The organism is Sorangium sp. So ce448 (genome assembly GCF_051520915.1).
Lineage (GTDB): Bacteria > Myxococcota_A > Polyangia > Polyangiales > Polyangiaceae > Sorangium > Sorangium cellulosum_B.
This window is the reverse complement of the sequence record NZ_CP150343.1, coordinates 13,577,155-13,591,659: the sequence shown is the minus strand read 5'-3', so window position 1 is coordinate 13,591,659 and position 14,505 is coordinate 13,577,155. Positions and strand designations below refer to the sequence as shown.

At 68.8% G+C, this 14,505-nt stretch carries 12 protein-coding genes; 3 read left to right on the top strand and 9 right to left on the bottom strand.

Annotation, left to right across the window (positions count from 1 at the left end):
* Positions 1-91: 91 nt before the first annotated feature.
* Together WMF45_RS51190 and WMF45_RS51185 are read left to right on the top strand one after the other, a co-directional pair.
* Positions 92-1,276: an FAD-dependent monooxygenase gene (locus WMF45_RS51190; RefSeq protein ID WP_437714807.1), complete on the top strand. Its 1,185-nt coding sequence runs from the start codon at positions 92-94 to the stop codon at positions 1,274-1,276.
* Complete coding sequence (locus WMF45_RS51185; RefSeq protein WP_437714805.1) at positions 1,266-5,024, top strand: serine/threonine-protein kinase; 3,759 nt, start codon at positions 1,266-1,268, stop codon at positions 5,022-5,024. The genes WMF45_RS51190 and WMF45_RS51185 overlap by 11 nt, the downstream gene beginning before the upstream one ends.
* Here the strand turns inward: WMF45_RS51185 and WMF45_RS51180 are convergent.
* The 8 genes from WMF45_RS51180 to WMF45_RS51145 are packed head-to-tail and all read right to left on the bottom strand — an operon-like array spanning position 4,966 to position 11,771.
* Entirely contained in the window at positions 4,966-5,277 is a 312-nt protein-coding gene (locus WMF45_RS51180) for a hypothetical protein (protein WP_437714803.1), read from the bottom strand. The genes WMF45_RS51185 and WMF45_RS51180 overlap by 59 nt on opposite strands.
* Positions 5,267-7,675 (bottom strand): FAD-dependent oxidoreductase, encoded by a 2,409-nt coding sequence (locus tag WMF45_RS51175; RefSeq protein WP_437714801.1) that lies wholly within the window; start codon positions 7,673-7,675, stop codon positions 5,267-5,269. The genes WMF45_RS51180 and WMF45_RS51175 overlap by 11 nt, the downstream gene beginning before the upstream one ends.
* Entirely contained in the window at positions 7,662-8,090 is a 429-nt protein-coding gene (locus WMF45_RS51170; protein WP_437714800.1) for a hypothetical protein, read from the bottom strand. Before WMF45_RS51170 ends, WMF45_RS51175 begins: the two co-directional genes overlap by 14 nt.
* Positions 8,077-9,078, bottom strand: a complete 1,002-nt coding sequence (locus tag WMF45_RS51165; protein ID WP_437714798.1) for a hypothetical protein — start codon at positions 9,076-9,078, stop codon at positions 8,077-8,079. The genes WMF45_RS51170 and WMF45_RS51165 overlap by 14 nt, the downstream gene beginning before the upstream one ends.
* 34 nt (positions 9,079-9,112) lie before the next feature.
* Positions 9,113-9,451 (bottom strand): hypothetical protein, encoded by a 339-nt coding sequence (locus tag WMF45_RS51160; protein WP_437714796.1) that lies wholly within the window; start codon positions 9,449-9,451, stop codon positions 9,113-9,115.
* Positions 9,448-9,765 carry a hypothetical protein gene (locus WMF45_RS51155; protein ID WP_437714795.1) on the bottom strand — a complete coding sequence of 106 codons (318 nt, stop codon included), beginning with the start codon at positions 9,763-9,765 and terminating at the stop codon, positions 9,448-9,450. The genes WMF45_RS51160 and WMF45_RS51155 overlap by 4 nt, the downstream gene beginning before the upstream one ends.
* A gap of 59 nt (positions 9,766-9,824) precedes the next feature.
* Complete coding sequence (locus tag WMF45_RS51150; protein ID WP_437714793.1) at positions 9,825-10,502, bottom strand: hypothetical protein; 678 nt, start codon at positions 10,500-10,502, stop codon at positions 9,825-9,827.
* Between the two features lie 33 nt (positions 10,503-10,535).
* Positions 10,536-11,771 (bottom strand): polyprenyl synthetase family protein, encoded by a 1,236-nt coding sequence (locus WMF45_RS51145; protein ID WP_437714791.1) that lies wholly within the window; start codon positions 11,769-11,771, stop codon positions 10,536-10,538.
* 704 nt (positions 11,772-12,475) lie between these two features.
* On the opposite strand from WMF45_RS51145, the gene WMF45_RS51140 reads away from it, so the two are divergent.
* Positions 12,476-12,889 (top strand): FGGY-family carbohydrate kinase, encoded by a 414-nt coding sequence (locus tag WMF45_RS51140; RefSeq protein ID WP_437714789.1) that lies wholly within the window; start codon positions 12,476-12,478, stop codon positions 12,887-12,889.
* Positions 12,890-13,230: 341 nt separating this feature from the next.
* On the opposite strand, the gene WMF45_RS51135 is transcribed toward WMF45_RS51140, so the two are convergent.
* On the bottom strand, positions 13,231-14,490 hold the full coding sequence (locus WMF45_RS51135; RefSeq protein ID WP_437714787.1) for an alpha/beta hydrolase: 1,260 nt from the start codon (positions 14,488-14,490) through the stop codon (positions 13,231-13,233).
* Between the last annotated feature and the right edge of the window lie 15 nt (positions 14,491-14,505).

Here is a 14,505-nt window from a genome sequence, read left to right as displayed (position 1 = left end):
GAGGTCCGGCCACGACACGGGCTCCCCACCCGCCAAGCGGGTCCGGCCTGGCGGCCTCTGCCGTGCGAGCGGACTCTGCTAGGATGGGAACATGCAGAGCGCGATCGAGCGCCCCCGCGGCGTGGACGTCGATCGGCCCGTACTCATCGTTGGTGCCGGGATCGCGGGCCTCTCGGCCGCGCTCGCCCTGAAGCGGCGCGGTATCCCTTTCGCCATCGTCGAGCGCGCGGCCTCGCTGCGAACGGGCGGCGGCGGGCTGCTCGTCTGGGCCAACGGCATCGTCGCGCTCCGGCGCCTCGGGCTTGATGAGGCCGTCATCGCGGCGGGGGCTCCGATCGAGGCGACCGAGTTCCGGACCTGGCACGGCGCGCCGATCTGGCAGCTCCCGGTCGGCGCAATGGGGCGGCGTTGCGGCGCGCCGTCGATCGTGATCGCGCGCTCCGATCTGATGGGCGTGCTCGCCGGCGCCCTCGATCGAGGCGTGGTGCAGCTCGGCGAGCGGTGCACGGGGTTCACCGAGCACGGGCGCGGCGTGCGCGTCGAATTCGCGAGCGGGACGAGCATCGAGGCTTCCTCCCTGATCGCCGCCGATGGGATCCATTCCGCGATCCGCGCGCGGATGTTCGGGGAAGAGCCGCTTCGATCGGCGTACCAGGACGCGTGGGTCGGTATCGCGCCCTATTCACACGCGAGCGTCGTTCCGGGAAGGGCGGTCGCGACCGTCGGTCGAGGGCTGCGGTTCTGGGCCGCCCCCATCCGGAACGGCCGGGTCTACTGGTATGCCACCGTGAGCGACGCCGCGCTGGACGGGGGTCAGCCCGCGTCGAGCAAGCGCGATTTGATTGACCTCTTTCGCTCGGCGCACACGCCCGTGGCCGACTTGATCGACGCGACCGACGACGCCTCGCTGATCCGGGTCCGGGTTCAGGATCGGGAGCCGCTGCCCTACTGGGGTCACGGTCGGGTCACCCTGGCCGGCGACGCGGCGCACCCGACGACGCCCGATCTCGGTCAGGGCGCGTGCCAGGCCATCGAGGACGCGGTGAGCCTGTCCGACCACCTCGCGTCCGGCGCCGGCGTCGCGCCTGCGCTCCGCGCTTACGAGCGCGAGCGCGTGCGGCGCACGGCGCGAATCACCAACCTGTCCTGGGCCGTCGCGGTGCAGAGCGCTCCCGCGGATCCAGCGTTCTGCACCCTGCGAGACGTCGCGCTCCGCACCGTGATCCCCCGCATCGCCGAGGCCGAGCTCGGCTGGATTCTCCGCCATGAACCCTGAGCCTCGCGCCGATGAAGCGCCGCAACACGCCTCCGGCCCTCCGGGGTTGGGGGCCCGCTTCCGGATTCGCGAGTGCCTCGGACGGGGGAGCATGGGCGTCGTCTATGCCGCGCTCGACGAGGAGCTCGGCCAGGAGGTCGCGCTCAAGACGCTCGATAACGTGAGCGCGGAAGGCTTCTTCCAGCTCAAACAGGAGTTCCGGATCGTCCGCGGGATCGACCACCGGAACCTCGTTCGCCTTTATGAGCTCTTCACGTCGCCCGAGGGCGGGTGGTTCACCATGGAGCTCGTGCGCGGCGTGGACCTGCTCCGCTGCGCTGGGTGGACCGGCGGCGCAGGCCCGCTCCCACCGGAGCGGCTTCGACGGATCGGCGATCTCTTCCTGCAGCTCACCTCAGGGATCGAGGCTCTCCACGATTCCGGCAAGCTGCACCGGGATATCAAGCCGTCGAACATGCTTGTCGAGCGCGACGGCCGGCTCGTGCTCCTCGACTTCGGCCTCGCGACGCACCGCGAGCCGGGGCCGTTCGACGTCGGCGACGAGGTCGCCGGATCGCCGGCCTACATGGCGCCGGAGGCGCTCTGGGGCGCCGCGCCTCTCCCGGCCGTCGACTGGTACAGCGTCGGTGTCGTCCTCTTCGAGGTGCTCACGGGCGCGTCGCCGTTCGCCGAGGCACGGTTCGATTTCGTGCGCTCCAAGGGGCGCCCGCTCGCGACGCCGCCGAGCGCGCGCGTGCCGGGGATACCGCAGGCGCTCGACGCGCTGGTGTGCGCGCTGATGCACCCGGACCCGGCTCGGCGCCCGGGCGCAGCCGAGATCCGGGACGCGCTCGCGCGGACCACCGGCGCTGGCGCGCCGCCGTCGGTCACGAGCGCGCGACCCCATGCCGCCCGGACGCCGTTCGTCGGGCGTCACGCCGAGATCGACAAGCTCGCCGCGCTCCACCGCAGCGCCTGCTCGGGCGCCGCCGCGGTCGCGTACGTGAGCGGTCCCTCGGGGATCGGCAAATCAGAGCTCGCGCGGACCTTCCTCGCGGCCGTCGAGCAGCGCGCGCAGGCGCTCGTGCTCCGCGCGCGCTGCCACCCCCTCGAGTCGGTGGCCTTCAGGGCGCTCGACGGCATCATCGACGACCTCACGCGCCACCTCGTGCGGCTCGACGAGGTCACGCAGCGGCGGCTCGTACCCGAGCACACCGACGCGCTCATCCAGCTCTTTCCCGTGCTCGAACGCGTGCCTGCCTTCGCCGCGGCGCCACGCGACGCCTCGGCGGTCGAGCCCCACGAGATCCGCCAGCAAGGAGCGCTGGCGCTGAGGGAGCTCATCGGCGCGCTCGCCCGTGAGCGGCCGGTCATCCTCGCGATAGACGATGTGCACTGGGGCGACGCCGACAGCGTGCTCCTCCTCCAGGCGCTGCTCCAGCCGCTGGAGACGCCGGGCCTCATGCTCGTGCTCGTCTATCGAGACGACGAGCTCGAGAGGCGGCCGGTCCTCCAGCGGTTCGCCGCGCTCGGAGCGCCCGAGAGCGCGGCGGTCGCGCGCATCGAGCTGCCGCCGCTGGCGGAGGCCGACGCGCGCGAGCTCGCGCACACGCTGATCCCGGCGGGCTCTCCCGCGCGCGAGGCGATCGTACGCGCCATCGCCGTGGAGTCGGGCGGCTTCCCGCTCTTCGCGGGCGAGCTAGCGCGCGCGGTCGGCGGCCGTCCGCTCGCGGCCGATGAGCCGCCTCGCCTCGGGATCGAGGCCGTCATCATCGAGCGTGTCGACCGGCTGTCCGAGCCGCGCCGGCGCCTGCTCGAGCTCGTGTCGATCGCAGGCGGCCCGATCGATCAGCGCCTGGCGCTCGGGGCGGCCGGGCTCGGCGAGGCGGGGCGGCCGCTCCTGTATCCGCTCATCGAGGATTGCCTCCTCCGCGACACCACGATCAGCGACGTTCCCGCGATCGCCCCGTACCACGATCGCATCCGAGAGGCCGTGATCGCCGCGCTCCCCGCCGCCGAGCGGCGCTCTTATCACCGTCGCATCGCCGACGCGGTGCGAGGCAGCCAGCGGCCCGACCCGCTGATGCTCACGGAGCACTACCTGCAGGCCGGCGAGGAGGAGCTCGCGGCCACGTTCGCCGTCGAGGCCGGCCAGGCTGCTGCGCGCACCCTCGCCTTCGATCGGGCGGCCGATCTCTACAGGATCGCCGTGCGCCTGCGCGGCGCCGCGGCGAGCTGGTCGCTCCACGCCGAGCTCGCGGAGGCGCTCGCCAACGCCGGGCGTGGGATCGAGGCCGGTCAGAGCTATGCCGAGGCCGCGCGCATCCTCGCCGCATCGCAGCCTGGAGCGCTCGAGATCCTCGCCCTTCGCCGCCGAGCCGCGGAGAACTTCCTCCGCAGCGGCGAGCTGGCCGAGGGCCGACGCGTGATGCGCGACGTGCTCGACGAATTCCACATCGACGTTCCGAGGACGCCCGAGGCCTCCCTGCGCGCCGCGCTCTTCAGCCGCGGGCGCCTCCTCGTCCGCGGCCTCGACTTTCGCCGCCGTGAGGCGCCTGAGATCCCGCCCGAGGTCCTCGCCCGGCTCGACGCGATCTGGGGAGCGGGGACGAGCGTGACCATGGTCGATTATGTGCCAGCGGACGCGCTCAGCATGATCCACCTCTTCGGCGCGCTCGACGCTGGCGAGCCGTCCCGCGTGCTCCGCGCGCTCGGGTGGGAGGCGTCCTTCGAGGCGCAGATCGGCGGCGCCTTCTTCCAGCGCCGCGCCGACAGGCTCCTCCAGATGTCGGCCCGGCTCGCCGAGAGCACAGGCCTCGATTACGATCGAGCCTGGGTCTTCGCCTGCCGGTCGACCGTGCACTGGCAGCGCTGCGCGTGGTCGGCGCTGGTCGACGCCGGGAGCAAGGCCATCGACATCTTCCGCGACCGGTGCCGCGGCGCGGACTGGGAGATCGCCGTCACCCAGGTGTACGTGCTCGCCGGCCTCGCGAACCGGGGCGCGATCCGGCGGCTCGTGCAGCTCACGCGGGCGGGCCTCGACCGCGCCGCCGCGCGCGGCGACCGCTTCGCCACCAACGTCTATGTCCTCGGATTGCCGTCGCTCGCGTGGCTCGCGCAGGACCAGCCCGACGTCGCCCTCGCGCAGGCCGACGAGGCCATCCAGCGCTGGACCACGGATGGATTCAACCTGCAGCACTACCACCACCTCCTCGCCTCGACGCAGGCGCTCCTCTACCGCGGCGACGTCTGGCCCGCGTGGCGGCGCCTCACCGCGGGCTGGCCGGCCTTCGCGAAGAGCGCCTATCTGAGCGTCGCGAACATCCGCTGCGAGATGGCCCACCTCCGCGGCCGCGCCGCCCTCGCCGCCCTCTCCGCCGGCACGCCGCCGAGCGACCTGCGCGCGTGGACACCACGGAAGCTCGAGCGCGAGGTCGACGACGCCATCCGAAATGTGCGTCGCACCGGGCTGCCCATCGCCGCCCCGCTCGCGGATGCGCTCGAGGCCGGGCGCTGCGAGCGCCGAGAGGACGCGTCGATGTACTGGGAGCGGGCGTGGCGGGGGTTCGTGCGCGCCGAGATGATGCTCTACGCGCGCGCCGCCGAGCGGCGGCTAGGCGAGACTGCCGGGCGGACGGAGTGGGTGCGGGAGAGCGAGGCGGCCATGCGGGAGGAGGGGATCATCTGCCCGGAGAGGATGGCGGGGCTCATCACTCCACACGGTGGACGTCGCACTTATAATACCGGATGGGGCCGTTGGGGGTGCTGAGAGTGATCCACCAGCACCGACCGCTATTAGCCCTCCCGTCTGATATTCTCTGCGGAAATCTTGCAGCCATTATCCCGTAGATCTCATCCACGTGATCCGGCTTCTCGTTCGTGAACGGAAAGTCCTCGTTCACCTCCAGCACGAGCTGGCCCTCCTCGTTCGTCCCCGCGCGTCTTAACGCTCCGCCCACGAGCGCCGTCACCTCTGCCGGCACGGGTTCGAGCACCGCGACGATTTTCGCCTCATTTGCCATACGCTATCTCCTTCCCTGTTTCCTTGACACGTGGTGGCCAAGGGTACTGCGGAAGCCAAGCATCTGGAATCATGTCGAGCTCTTGGATATCCACGAAGTGCGGGAGCCCTCGCTCGACGAGCTTCTCGTCGAGCTTCTTCAAAAAATCGATATCATCGAACTCGCGCTCCTCGATGGGCCACACCGAGACGAAATTGCCAATAAACTGCCGCTGCTCCTCGGGCAGGCTCCGGAGTATCGCGTTCACGGCGTGTCGAGCCGACTCGTTCGCGGCCTCCATGGTGGTGAGCCTCGTGAACGTCTTCATGTAGGTGCCCGCGAGCACGAGGCTACCGAACATGAGATCATAGCTGCCTGGCTCACCGGGTCGAGACGCCCAAGTTCCCGGCGGATTCACCAGAAACCGTGATGTGTTCATTCTCACACCACCAGCAGGAAAGAATTCGATCCCTTCGTCGATATGATAAGCCACCGGCTCTGGGACGCGCCTTCCGCCCCCCTCGATGCCTACACGGATCTGGCGGAGTACCTCCTTCGCGATCTCGTCGGGCGTCGACTGCCACGCGGTCTTGCGGTTCGATCCCAGCTCGTGCCACTGCCCGATGTCGACGGACAGGACCCCGCGGTAACTCGTGCGCCAGTTCAGGCGATCCTTCCGGAAATGCGCCTGCGCGATCGCCGAGAGTCCCCACTCCGAATCCGGAAAGTAAGTATGCCCGTCCACGAAGTGGATGTCTCCTTCGAAAAAGAACTGGATTCCACTGAAGTCGGCCAGCGCGCGAGTCGGTAGGCTATCGGACGGGTCGCTCGCGCTGGCCGCCATGAGCGCGAAGTCACGAGCCGCTCGCAGCGTGTTGTCCCATGCAGCCTGCCCTGAGCGCCTTCTATTCCACTCATCGAGATCTGCTACGAGATCCTCGGTGAGGATTTTCGGTATATGCTCGATAGGAAGCGCAACGACGACGTATCCGCGGGGAACGGGGACATTTGCCCCCTCCACAACTGCCTTGAGGTAGCTCCCCTCCCAGTCGTACTTGATACTCTTGAGCTCGCCGCGTACGAACCTGACGCCTTGAACTCGCTCGAGGTACCGCCGCCAGGGGTCCAACCATGCCTCGCTGGTCGGTCCGTTCAGGGTACCATCGGTGAACGACACACGCGCCATGTCGAGGAGGAGTTGAAGCGTCGTGTTCCCGTAAGTGCGCGCATCGCACTGAGATGCCCGCATGGCCACGAGCGCCTGCGGCCAGCGCTCCATAGCCTGCTGAAACTCAGAGCTGTACCGGTGCGATTCGATGAACTCGAGCCATGTCATCGATTCGTACTCGCGGCGGCGCGCGTCGCATGACGTAGCGTACTTGAGGACCTTGACCCCGAAGAGCCCGACGTCGCGCGGAGAGAAGCGCATGTCGCAGAAGAGCGCACGCATCATGCGCATCAGCTCGGTGACGGATGACGGCCGCTGCCTCGGCAGATGCTCGGGAGGAAGCCCGTCTGCGCGGTCGATCTCGTGGCTGGCAAGCGGGACCAAGTTGTCATATGCGGTTCGCTCCGTCATTCGGTAGACGCGACCCTCGACGTTTTCCGACGCGCGACTGAGAAGCCCGAGCTCGACCAGCTTCTCGTCGGAGAGGCCCAGCTTCGCGAGCGCTTCTGAATTCTTATCGGCCATTCGCTCGAGAAACTCCCGCTTGCGAGCGAAGAGGAGATCCGGCGCGCGCGTCTCTTCGAGGATCGGCGTTCTCCGCATGCTGTCGAAGAGGTGTTTATAAAACGACGGGAAAAATCGGTATCCATGCTCACCCGGCACGGACCTTGCTGCCAACTCGAAGATGACGCAACGCTGCTTCTCCGGCCTAAGGGCACGATCTTCCATCAAGGCGGATCCGAGGGCGCGCGCCGTGAGCCGTGAGCGGTCCACTCCCCTCTGGGTCAGCTGTTCGCGCACCGCTTCGGCACGCTCCAGCGCAACCCGCTCCTCCTCGCGAGCTTCGCGGACGCCGTCGACGTAGACGGACTTGATCTCCGGGTATTTATTCAGCTTCTCGACGACTTTGCTCAGCTCCGCCTTGGCCTCGTCCGAGAGAGCGGCGCTGTTCTCGTCGAATTGGATGCGCTCACGCAGCATCACGACGGGCTCGAGCCGCTTCATGGGAGGAGGTGGCAAATCCGCGCTTTCGGGCTCGGGAGCCTCGGAGACATCGATGCGCCTCCACTGGCTCCTCGCCATTCCACCGACCTGGCAATCGTTGGCCTCCGATCGTGGATCTGGCTCCGCCTCGTAGACAAAGACGATGAACCCCCGCTCCGAGAGCTCGTGCGCCGCCGTGAGACCAGCGATGCCGGCGCCGAAGATCGTCACCGTCGGAGGCCAACCCTTGCCATTACCGTTCGCCATACCGCTCCTCCTCGCCTCGAAACGCCTCTGCGAACCGCTCGAACGAGGGCGCGCGCACGCCCCCGAGCACGTACCACCGCAGCCCCTCGTGGAGCGCGAGCAGATCGTCGGCCGCGCCCCAGACCTCTACACGATCTCCAAGAACGGCCTCCTCGAGGCTCTCTCGGCCATCCATGAGATCGAGCAACGCGCGCCGGCTGGCCACCACGCGGACCGCGGCGCGGTCCGCCGGGCATTCGCCTGCTACTTCGCAATCATTCCCGCTGCCGTGAAGCGTGATCACCTCGCCATCGATGGTCAAACGTGCCACGCGACGGCCCACGGCGGCGCACATGCGCAGGTGGGCCGCCGGGCACTCCACGTGGAGCGCCGCGAGAGAGTCCGCAATCAGAGTCCGCAGATCAGAACCGCGCATGAACAAACTCGAAAATGCCGCGGCCGCGTAGCTCGACCGGGCGGCCATGGACCGTCCCCGTGACCACGAGCGAGCCCGCCGTCTCGTCGATCTCGGTGGTGCGAAGATCGCGGGCGCGGGGCAGGAGCACCTGGGCGGCGCTCTCGGCGTCGAAGCGGGCCTCGATCCGATCGCCGCCGGCGCGAGCGCCAATCACGAGGCGACGAGGGACGGCGGCGAGGTCGCCCGGGTCGACGAGGCGCATGACGTGCGGGATCTTGAGGAGGCAATCGCCGCGCAGGCCGCCCTCCGCGATCACGTCGATCTGGCGATCGCGGAACATGCGCCGGAGCGCGTGCCCCTCCCAGAGGAAGAGCGACTGCATGAGGACGCAGGCGCGGCGCTCGTCGATGAGCCGGCCGAAGACGACGGTCCACGGGCTCGCCTCGTCACGCTCCGGCAGGCCGAAGCCCCACTGCCACACGACCTCTCCGCTCCAGGCACCCCAGTTGTGATCATGGTAACCCATGGCGCCGCGGAGCGAGATCACGCGGCTGCCAATACGAATCTCCCCGTCGGCCACCAGGCGCGGTAACACGAGCCAGCTGCGAAGGCCGCCATCGCCGGCCTCTAGGTTGTGGGCGACGAACGGCTCGCACCGGGGCTCGATGCGGAGGTCGACGGCGGGCCCGCGCCGGACGCGGGCATGAATCTCGTAAGCGCCGTTCTCGTAGGCGATCCAGCTGTCTCCGAAGCGCGCACCGAGCTTGCCGGCGCGCACGTCGAGGCCGTCACCGGGGATCCGCTGCAGAGCGCCTTCCCACACCTGCCCGTCGGCACGGACGACGACGAGCACCCGGCCGACCGGCGTGCCCGCATCGCAGGTGACGCTGAAGTTGACGAGCGCGTCGACGCCGCCGCCAACGATCACGAAATGCTGCCACTCTCGATATCCAGGGAGGCTCCGCGCCGACGACGATCGCCGGAAATAATCCTCCCCCACGTCCATCGCTGAAGCGCCTCTCCCCATCGCGATCACCCGATCACCGGAGCAGATTGCCGAGATCACGAGGCCACGCCGCCTCCAGAGGGCGCCGGAACGCGGCGCGACCGCCCGGAGACCGCATGCCCTCGACGTAGCGACCGAAGCGCGCGCGCAAGGAGGCAACGCCGAGGACGAGGAACACCACCTGCTCGTCCTCGCCGCCACGCTGCCCTCCCGGTCCGTCCACTCCAACAGGCCGATGTCCGAGTCCCCGGCGCGTTCGACCGTAGCGCGACAGGAGCGCGTCGAAGCGCCCGGCTGCAGATACGAGACCCAGCACGAGGTGGAGGAAGACATTATATTCCTCGAACTCGCTTCGTGGATGAAAGAAGGTCATGGCTCCTCATTCGCCAGAAAACGGCGCAGCAGCGATTCGAGATCCGCACGGCGCGCGACGTCGATGAACGCGTCGAGGAGCGCAGAAGGGAGCCCGTCGGGCGCGCGTTCCTCGAGCACATTGTGGGTGACGAACTGGAATACGGTCTGGCAACGCTCGAGCAGCTCCGACTGCGCGATCTCGGCACGGAGACGCTCTCCCTCCTTCGTCTGCGCGAAGCGGCGCCCCTCGGCGACGAGCGCGCTGAACAGCGCCTGCGCCGCGAACGGGTACTTCAGAATGAGCCGCTGGAGACGACCGAGGAGAGCGATCATCTCGTCAGCTTCCTGGCCAGCGAACGTGAGCCTCATGACGGGCGTCGAAGGATCCGGGGTCATCGCTCCTGCCGCTCCGGCTCGACCTCGATATAGAGCACGAATGAGCGCACGATGGCGGCGTTCATGACGGCGTCGACGTGGCCGACATAACGGCCGCCAGCGCGGAAATCCTTGTCGAGGGCGACACGCGCCCGGACGACGACCTCCTGGCCAGGGCTCATTCGAGGGCTCTCCGGGTCGAACGACAGCTGCTTCTGGAGCGCGCGTCCCGTGCCAGCCTCTCGGAGCTCCGAGACCGAGAACGACACAATCGCCGCCTGTTCCTGCGCGTTGACCACCAAGAAGCAGGCTTCGGCCATACCACCTGCCTGGCCACGCAGGAGGAGGAGCCCTGGCTCGGGGTGGGATGGAGGCGCGCGCCGGGATCCGAAACGACCGTACAACGCATCGATCAAGAAATCGGCGTACCGGGTGTGCAGGCGCGTGAGCTCGCGCATGTTGTAAAGGCCGAGCAACGCCACGTCCTGCAGCAGGTCGCCGAGGTTCGGTGATGGAGGGCAGGAACGAGCGCCTCCCGGCTGCACCTCAGGATCGCAGCGCGGCGCGTCTCTCGGCCCGGAGTGGCCGAACATGCGCTCGCGCTCCTGGTTGATGCGGTGCCGGTAGGCGAGGTGCTCGACGCATGCGTCGATGCCGAACTGACGGAGCGCGTCGAAGAAATTCATCTCGTGCATGTCGATCCCTTTCCGATCCCGGATGGCCAGGGTTTATCGGTCTCGCTCGACGACGTAATTGACGAGGGCCCGGAGGACGCCGCGATGCTCGGATGGCCGCATCCAGCGCTCCAGTTCAACGAGCGTGCGCCCCGCGGCGAGGGCTCGGCGGACGGCCACATCGCGGGCATGACGGTCGCTCGCGTGGACCTGTATCCAGTGGAACAGCCGCGCGACATCGGCGCTGGTCCGAGCCGGGCGATCGATCCCGTCGACGTCGGCGCGCGCCCGCTCGATCTCGAGCCGCGCCGAGCGGGTAATGTCTCCCCGCTCCTCGAGCCTCGCCAGCAGCCCCGCGAACGCGCGTGCCGCCGCGTCCGCCTCGGCGGAGCGTGGGCGGTCCTTGCGGAGGATGTCATGGACCTCGTTCCGCGCCTCGGGGGAGGCCGCGCGCAGCACGTGCAGCAGGATCAGCGTATGCTTTCCTTCCCACAGGTCGCCGCCGATCTCCTTGCCATATGCCCCCGGCTCGGCGGCGAGGTTGAGCAAGTCGTCCTGAATCTGGAAGGCAGAGCCGAGACGGGCGGCGAACACGAACAGCCGACGCAACACCTCGTCGGGTGCACGCGCCGCGATGCCGCCGGCGAGCATGGGCGCAATAAAGCTGTAATAACTCGTCTTCTTGTGAACCATTCGCACGTAGTCAGCCTCGTGCAGGTCCCACCTGAGCTCACGCACCCACGCGAGCTCCATCGCCTGCCCCTCGGCCGACTCGCGAGCCATACGCGTGACGAGTTGAAGGATGCGCAGCGCCGGCCCCAGCCCGAGCAGCCGGGTGTTCTCGAGCAAAGGCGCCAGCGCCAGCGCCAACATGCCGTCACCCACGTTGACCGCGACGGGGACGCCGTGCTCGACGTGGAGCGTGGGCTCGTCGCGACGACGGAGCGAGCCGTCCTCCACGTCATCGTGAATGAGGAAGGCGTTATGGTACAGCTCAATCGCCGCTGCGGTCGGCAATGCCATTTCGGTAGCGCCGCCGAGCGCGCCGCACGTCGCGATGACCAGCGCCGGGCGCAGCGCCTTCGCACGGCGGAGCGGATACTTGCGCATCAGGTCATAGAACGGCGATCGCGTTGGTATATATCGATCCATTTCAGCGAGCACCAGCTCACGAACCGAAGATAGATAGCTCGCCAGATCACGCTGGCTCGACGTGGCACCAACGCCGGCTCGCACCTCACCGGCGCGATCCCTGCCTTCATGCTCCCGCAACACCTGCTCGGAGCTCACAGGAACACCCCCTCGATCGGCAGCACTCGAGCTCAAACCAGACGCACCGAGCAGACGCGAACTAGTGCGAGTGTATACGTCCATGTACCGCCAGCTGGCAAGAGTAAATGCGTAGAAGGATCATTGAATCAGAGCGGCGGGAAGTTCGACATATGCATTGGGGGTACGGACCTAAATTTGCCACGTTCGGAGATTTTTTCTGAAGCTCGGAGCCAACGGAACACACCGCGCGGTAGAGAAGACGATAGTGAAGACGACGTCGCGCTTGTCGATGGCATCGATCGCGCCGTTCGAGCGGCAGCGCAATCAAGGCGGCTCCCGGGTCAGTCGCCGATGGCGCCGTCTTCCCCGCCGGAGGGGATGCTCCGAACCACGACTGTGATTCTGCAACTATCGCACCAACGTCGAGCAGGCGTGGTCGTGGGCCGGCGCCCTGGCATGGCGCGCTTGCCTGTCCTGGATTGTCCAATACAGTGGAAACCTGTACAATTTTGTTGACAGCTCGTCGGGCTGGGCGGCGCAAGGGCCGCTCGCGCCGCCCCTACGCCGCTCGCACCCAGCCCCGCGCCGTCTCCTCGAAATGCTCCACGCGCGCGATCCCGAATACGCTGCTGTCCGGCTGCCAGAAGTTTCGCTCGAGATTGATGGATGCGCCCGGCGACCGCGCTGGCGATGAGCTTGAGCGTGGAGAGGCGGCTCTCCGCGTGCGCCACGCACACGCCGAGCTCGCCCGAGCACGGCGGGCGCTGGCAGCCGATGTCCACGTCGGCGTGGGCCAGACGAACGGCGCGGCGGCGGTCTCGATCGACGAAATCCGCCTGACCGGCGGCGGGGCGCGGAGCCCGTTCTGGCGCCAGCTGATGGCCGACGTCTTCGAGGCGCCGGTGGCGATCACGACGTCGACCGAGGGTCCGGCCTACGGCGCGGCGCTGCTCGGCGCGGCGGGCGCGGGGCTGTTCCCGTCGGTCGAGGAGGCGGCGGACGCGTTCGTCCATGTCGTGTCCCGGGTCGCGCCGGACGCGGAGCGCTCGGCGCGGTACCGGGAGATCCACGCGGTGTACTGGGGGCTCTACAACGACCTGCGCGGGCGGTTCCGGGAGCTTGGCAGATTGGCGTGATGGGGTGACAGGATCCGGGCGGCTATTGTCCCGGCGGACGTGAGGTCTTGCCGGGTCGCCCGGCGCCCGGAGAGGGGGTTCTCCGCGCGGGGTGGGGGCCCCGCCGAACTCGCCTGGGTCATCCCTCCTCCGGCTCCGCCGGAGGAGGGATGACCCAGGCTCAAACATCGGCCCATCCCCCACCCCGCGCGGAGAACCCCCTCTCCGGGCGCCTACCGCTCACTCGACTGATCCAACAGACAGACCAGACAGACATCGGCCCATCGGCCACGCGGCGCGGAGAATCCGCTCTCTGGGCGCCTACCGCTCGCGCTGCATCCGCGCCCAGCACAGCCGGCGGGCTACCGGGGCATCGGGCCCGTACCGAGGATGTATCGAATCCAGATCGGGAGCGCAGTGTGAAAGTCCGGCGGGAAGGAGTGTTGTTGCTGCTCCGCGTAGGGCTTGTGGAAGACCTCGGCGCCGAGCGCGCGCAGCCGCGTGGCGTCGCGCTCGGCGAGCCGGACATTGCCCGGTGACTCGCCGGCGCCGACCACCACGACACAGCGGCGCTGGGCGAGTTCGGGTGAGCGCGGCACGCCGTCGAGCGAGAGCTCGGTGACAGACCCGGGAGACATGACGACGGCACCGGCGTAGTGGCGCGGATCCCGGGCCGCGATCTCGGCGGCCATCTGACCGCCCTGCGAGAAGCCGATTAGGATCACCTGGCCGGGGACAACGGTCACCCGGTCGCGCACCTCGGCGAGCGCCTCGTCCAGCCGCGCGCGGTCGCGCGCGGTCGACTCGGACCATACGAACTTGCGTGGTCCGCGCGGCAGGGTGCCGCTCACGGAGACGAAAGCGACCGAGAGCGCGTCGGCGGCCCGCTGGACGCTCTCGTCCACGAAATCCTCCGGCTGCGACCCGAGACCGTGCATGCCCATCACGACCGGGATCGGCTTGCCGGTGCGATAGCCGTTCGGGAGCACCAGGAGCGTCTTCTTGATCCCGGACTGTCCCCAGTAGCGCCCGGCCCGCGCCAGGTAGGGATAGACCATCGCCCATCGCGCATCGCTGCGCAGCACCTCCAGATCGGAGTCCCGGGCTGCCCAGTCCGGGTCGACGCCCTCCTCGACCGCAGCGCGCTCCAGCCAGTGGAAGGAGGCGTCGAGCTGCCCGGCGCGGGCGTAATAACACGCCAGGTCGTATTTCCCGTCCACCCCGCCAGCCACGGCCCAGTGCTGGATCTGCGCCGCTGCCTGGTAATCGCCGTGCGCGGCAGCCCTCCGCGCTTCCATGAAGAGCCGCACGGGCTCGATCTTGCGGAGATCGTGGCCATCGCGCTGCGCGGGCGGCTCGGGCGGAGCCGGGAGCGCGAGGGGGCGCTCGGGGAGCGCGCGCTGGGGAGGCTCGGGCGGCGGCGGCTCGAAGGAGCGAAGCATGGCCTCGATGTCCGGACGCATCTTGGCCATCGCCTCCGCGGTCGGGCCGGGCCGCGAGCCCTCGGGGCCGCCCGCAGGCCGCGCGATCCACCAGGACGTCAGGCCGACTGCTCCCGCGACGACGAGGGCGATCAGCGCGATCCTGGCATTCCCTGGGCGCGGCAGCGCTCCGGACGGCATGCCACAGCGTTCACG

What these genes read in the sequence shown, in the direction of transcription:
- WMF45_RS51190 (WP_437714807.1), top strand. Translation starts at nt 92, where the DNA reads ATGCAGAGCGCGATCGAGCGCCCCCGCGGCGTGGACGTCGATCGGCCC.
- WMF45_RS51185 (WP_437714805.1), top strand. Translation starts at nt 1,266, where the DNA reads ATGAACCCTGAGCCTCGCGCCGATGAAGCGCCGCAACACGCCTCCGGC.
- WMF45_RS51180 (WP_437714803.1), bottom strand. Translation starts at nt 5,277, where the DNA reads ATGGCAAATGAGGCGAAAATCGTCGCGGTGCTCGAACCCGTGCCGGCA.
- WMF45_RS51175 (WP_437714801.1), bottom strand. Translation starts at nt 7,675, where the DNA reads ATGGCGAACGGTAATGGCAAGGGTTGGCCTCCGACGGTGACGATCTTC.
- WMF45_RS51170 (WP_437714800.1), bottom strand. Translation starts at nt 8,090, where the DNA reads ATGCGCGGTTCTGATCTGCGGACTCTGATTGCGGACTCTCTCGCGGCG.
- WMF45_RS51165 (WP_437714798.1), bottom strand. Translation starts at nt 9,078, where the DNA reads ATGGACGTGGGGGAGGATTATTTCCGGCGATCGTCGTCGGCGCGGAGC.
- WMF45_RS51160 (WP_437714796.1), bottom strand. Translation starts at nt 9,451, where the DNA reads ATGACCTTCTTTCATCCACGAAGCGAGTTCGAGGAATATAATGTCTTC.
- WMF45_RS51155 (WP_437714795.1), bottom strand. Translation starts at nt 9,765, where the DNA reads ATGATCGCTCTCCTCGGTCGTCTCCAGCGGCTCATTCTGAAGTACCCG.
- WMF45_RS51150 (WP_437714793.1), bottom strand. Translation starts at nt 10,502, where the DNA reads ATGCACGAGATGAATTTCTTCGACGCGCTCCGTCAGTTCGGCATCGAC.
- WMF45_RS51135 (WP_437714787.1), bottom strand. Translation starts at nt 14,490, where the DNA reads ATGCCGTCCGGAGCGCTGCCGCGCCCAGGGAATGCCAGGATCGCGCTG.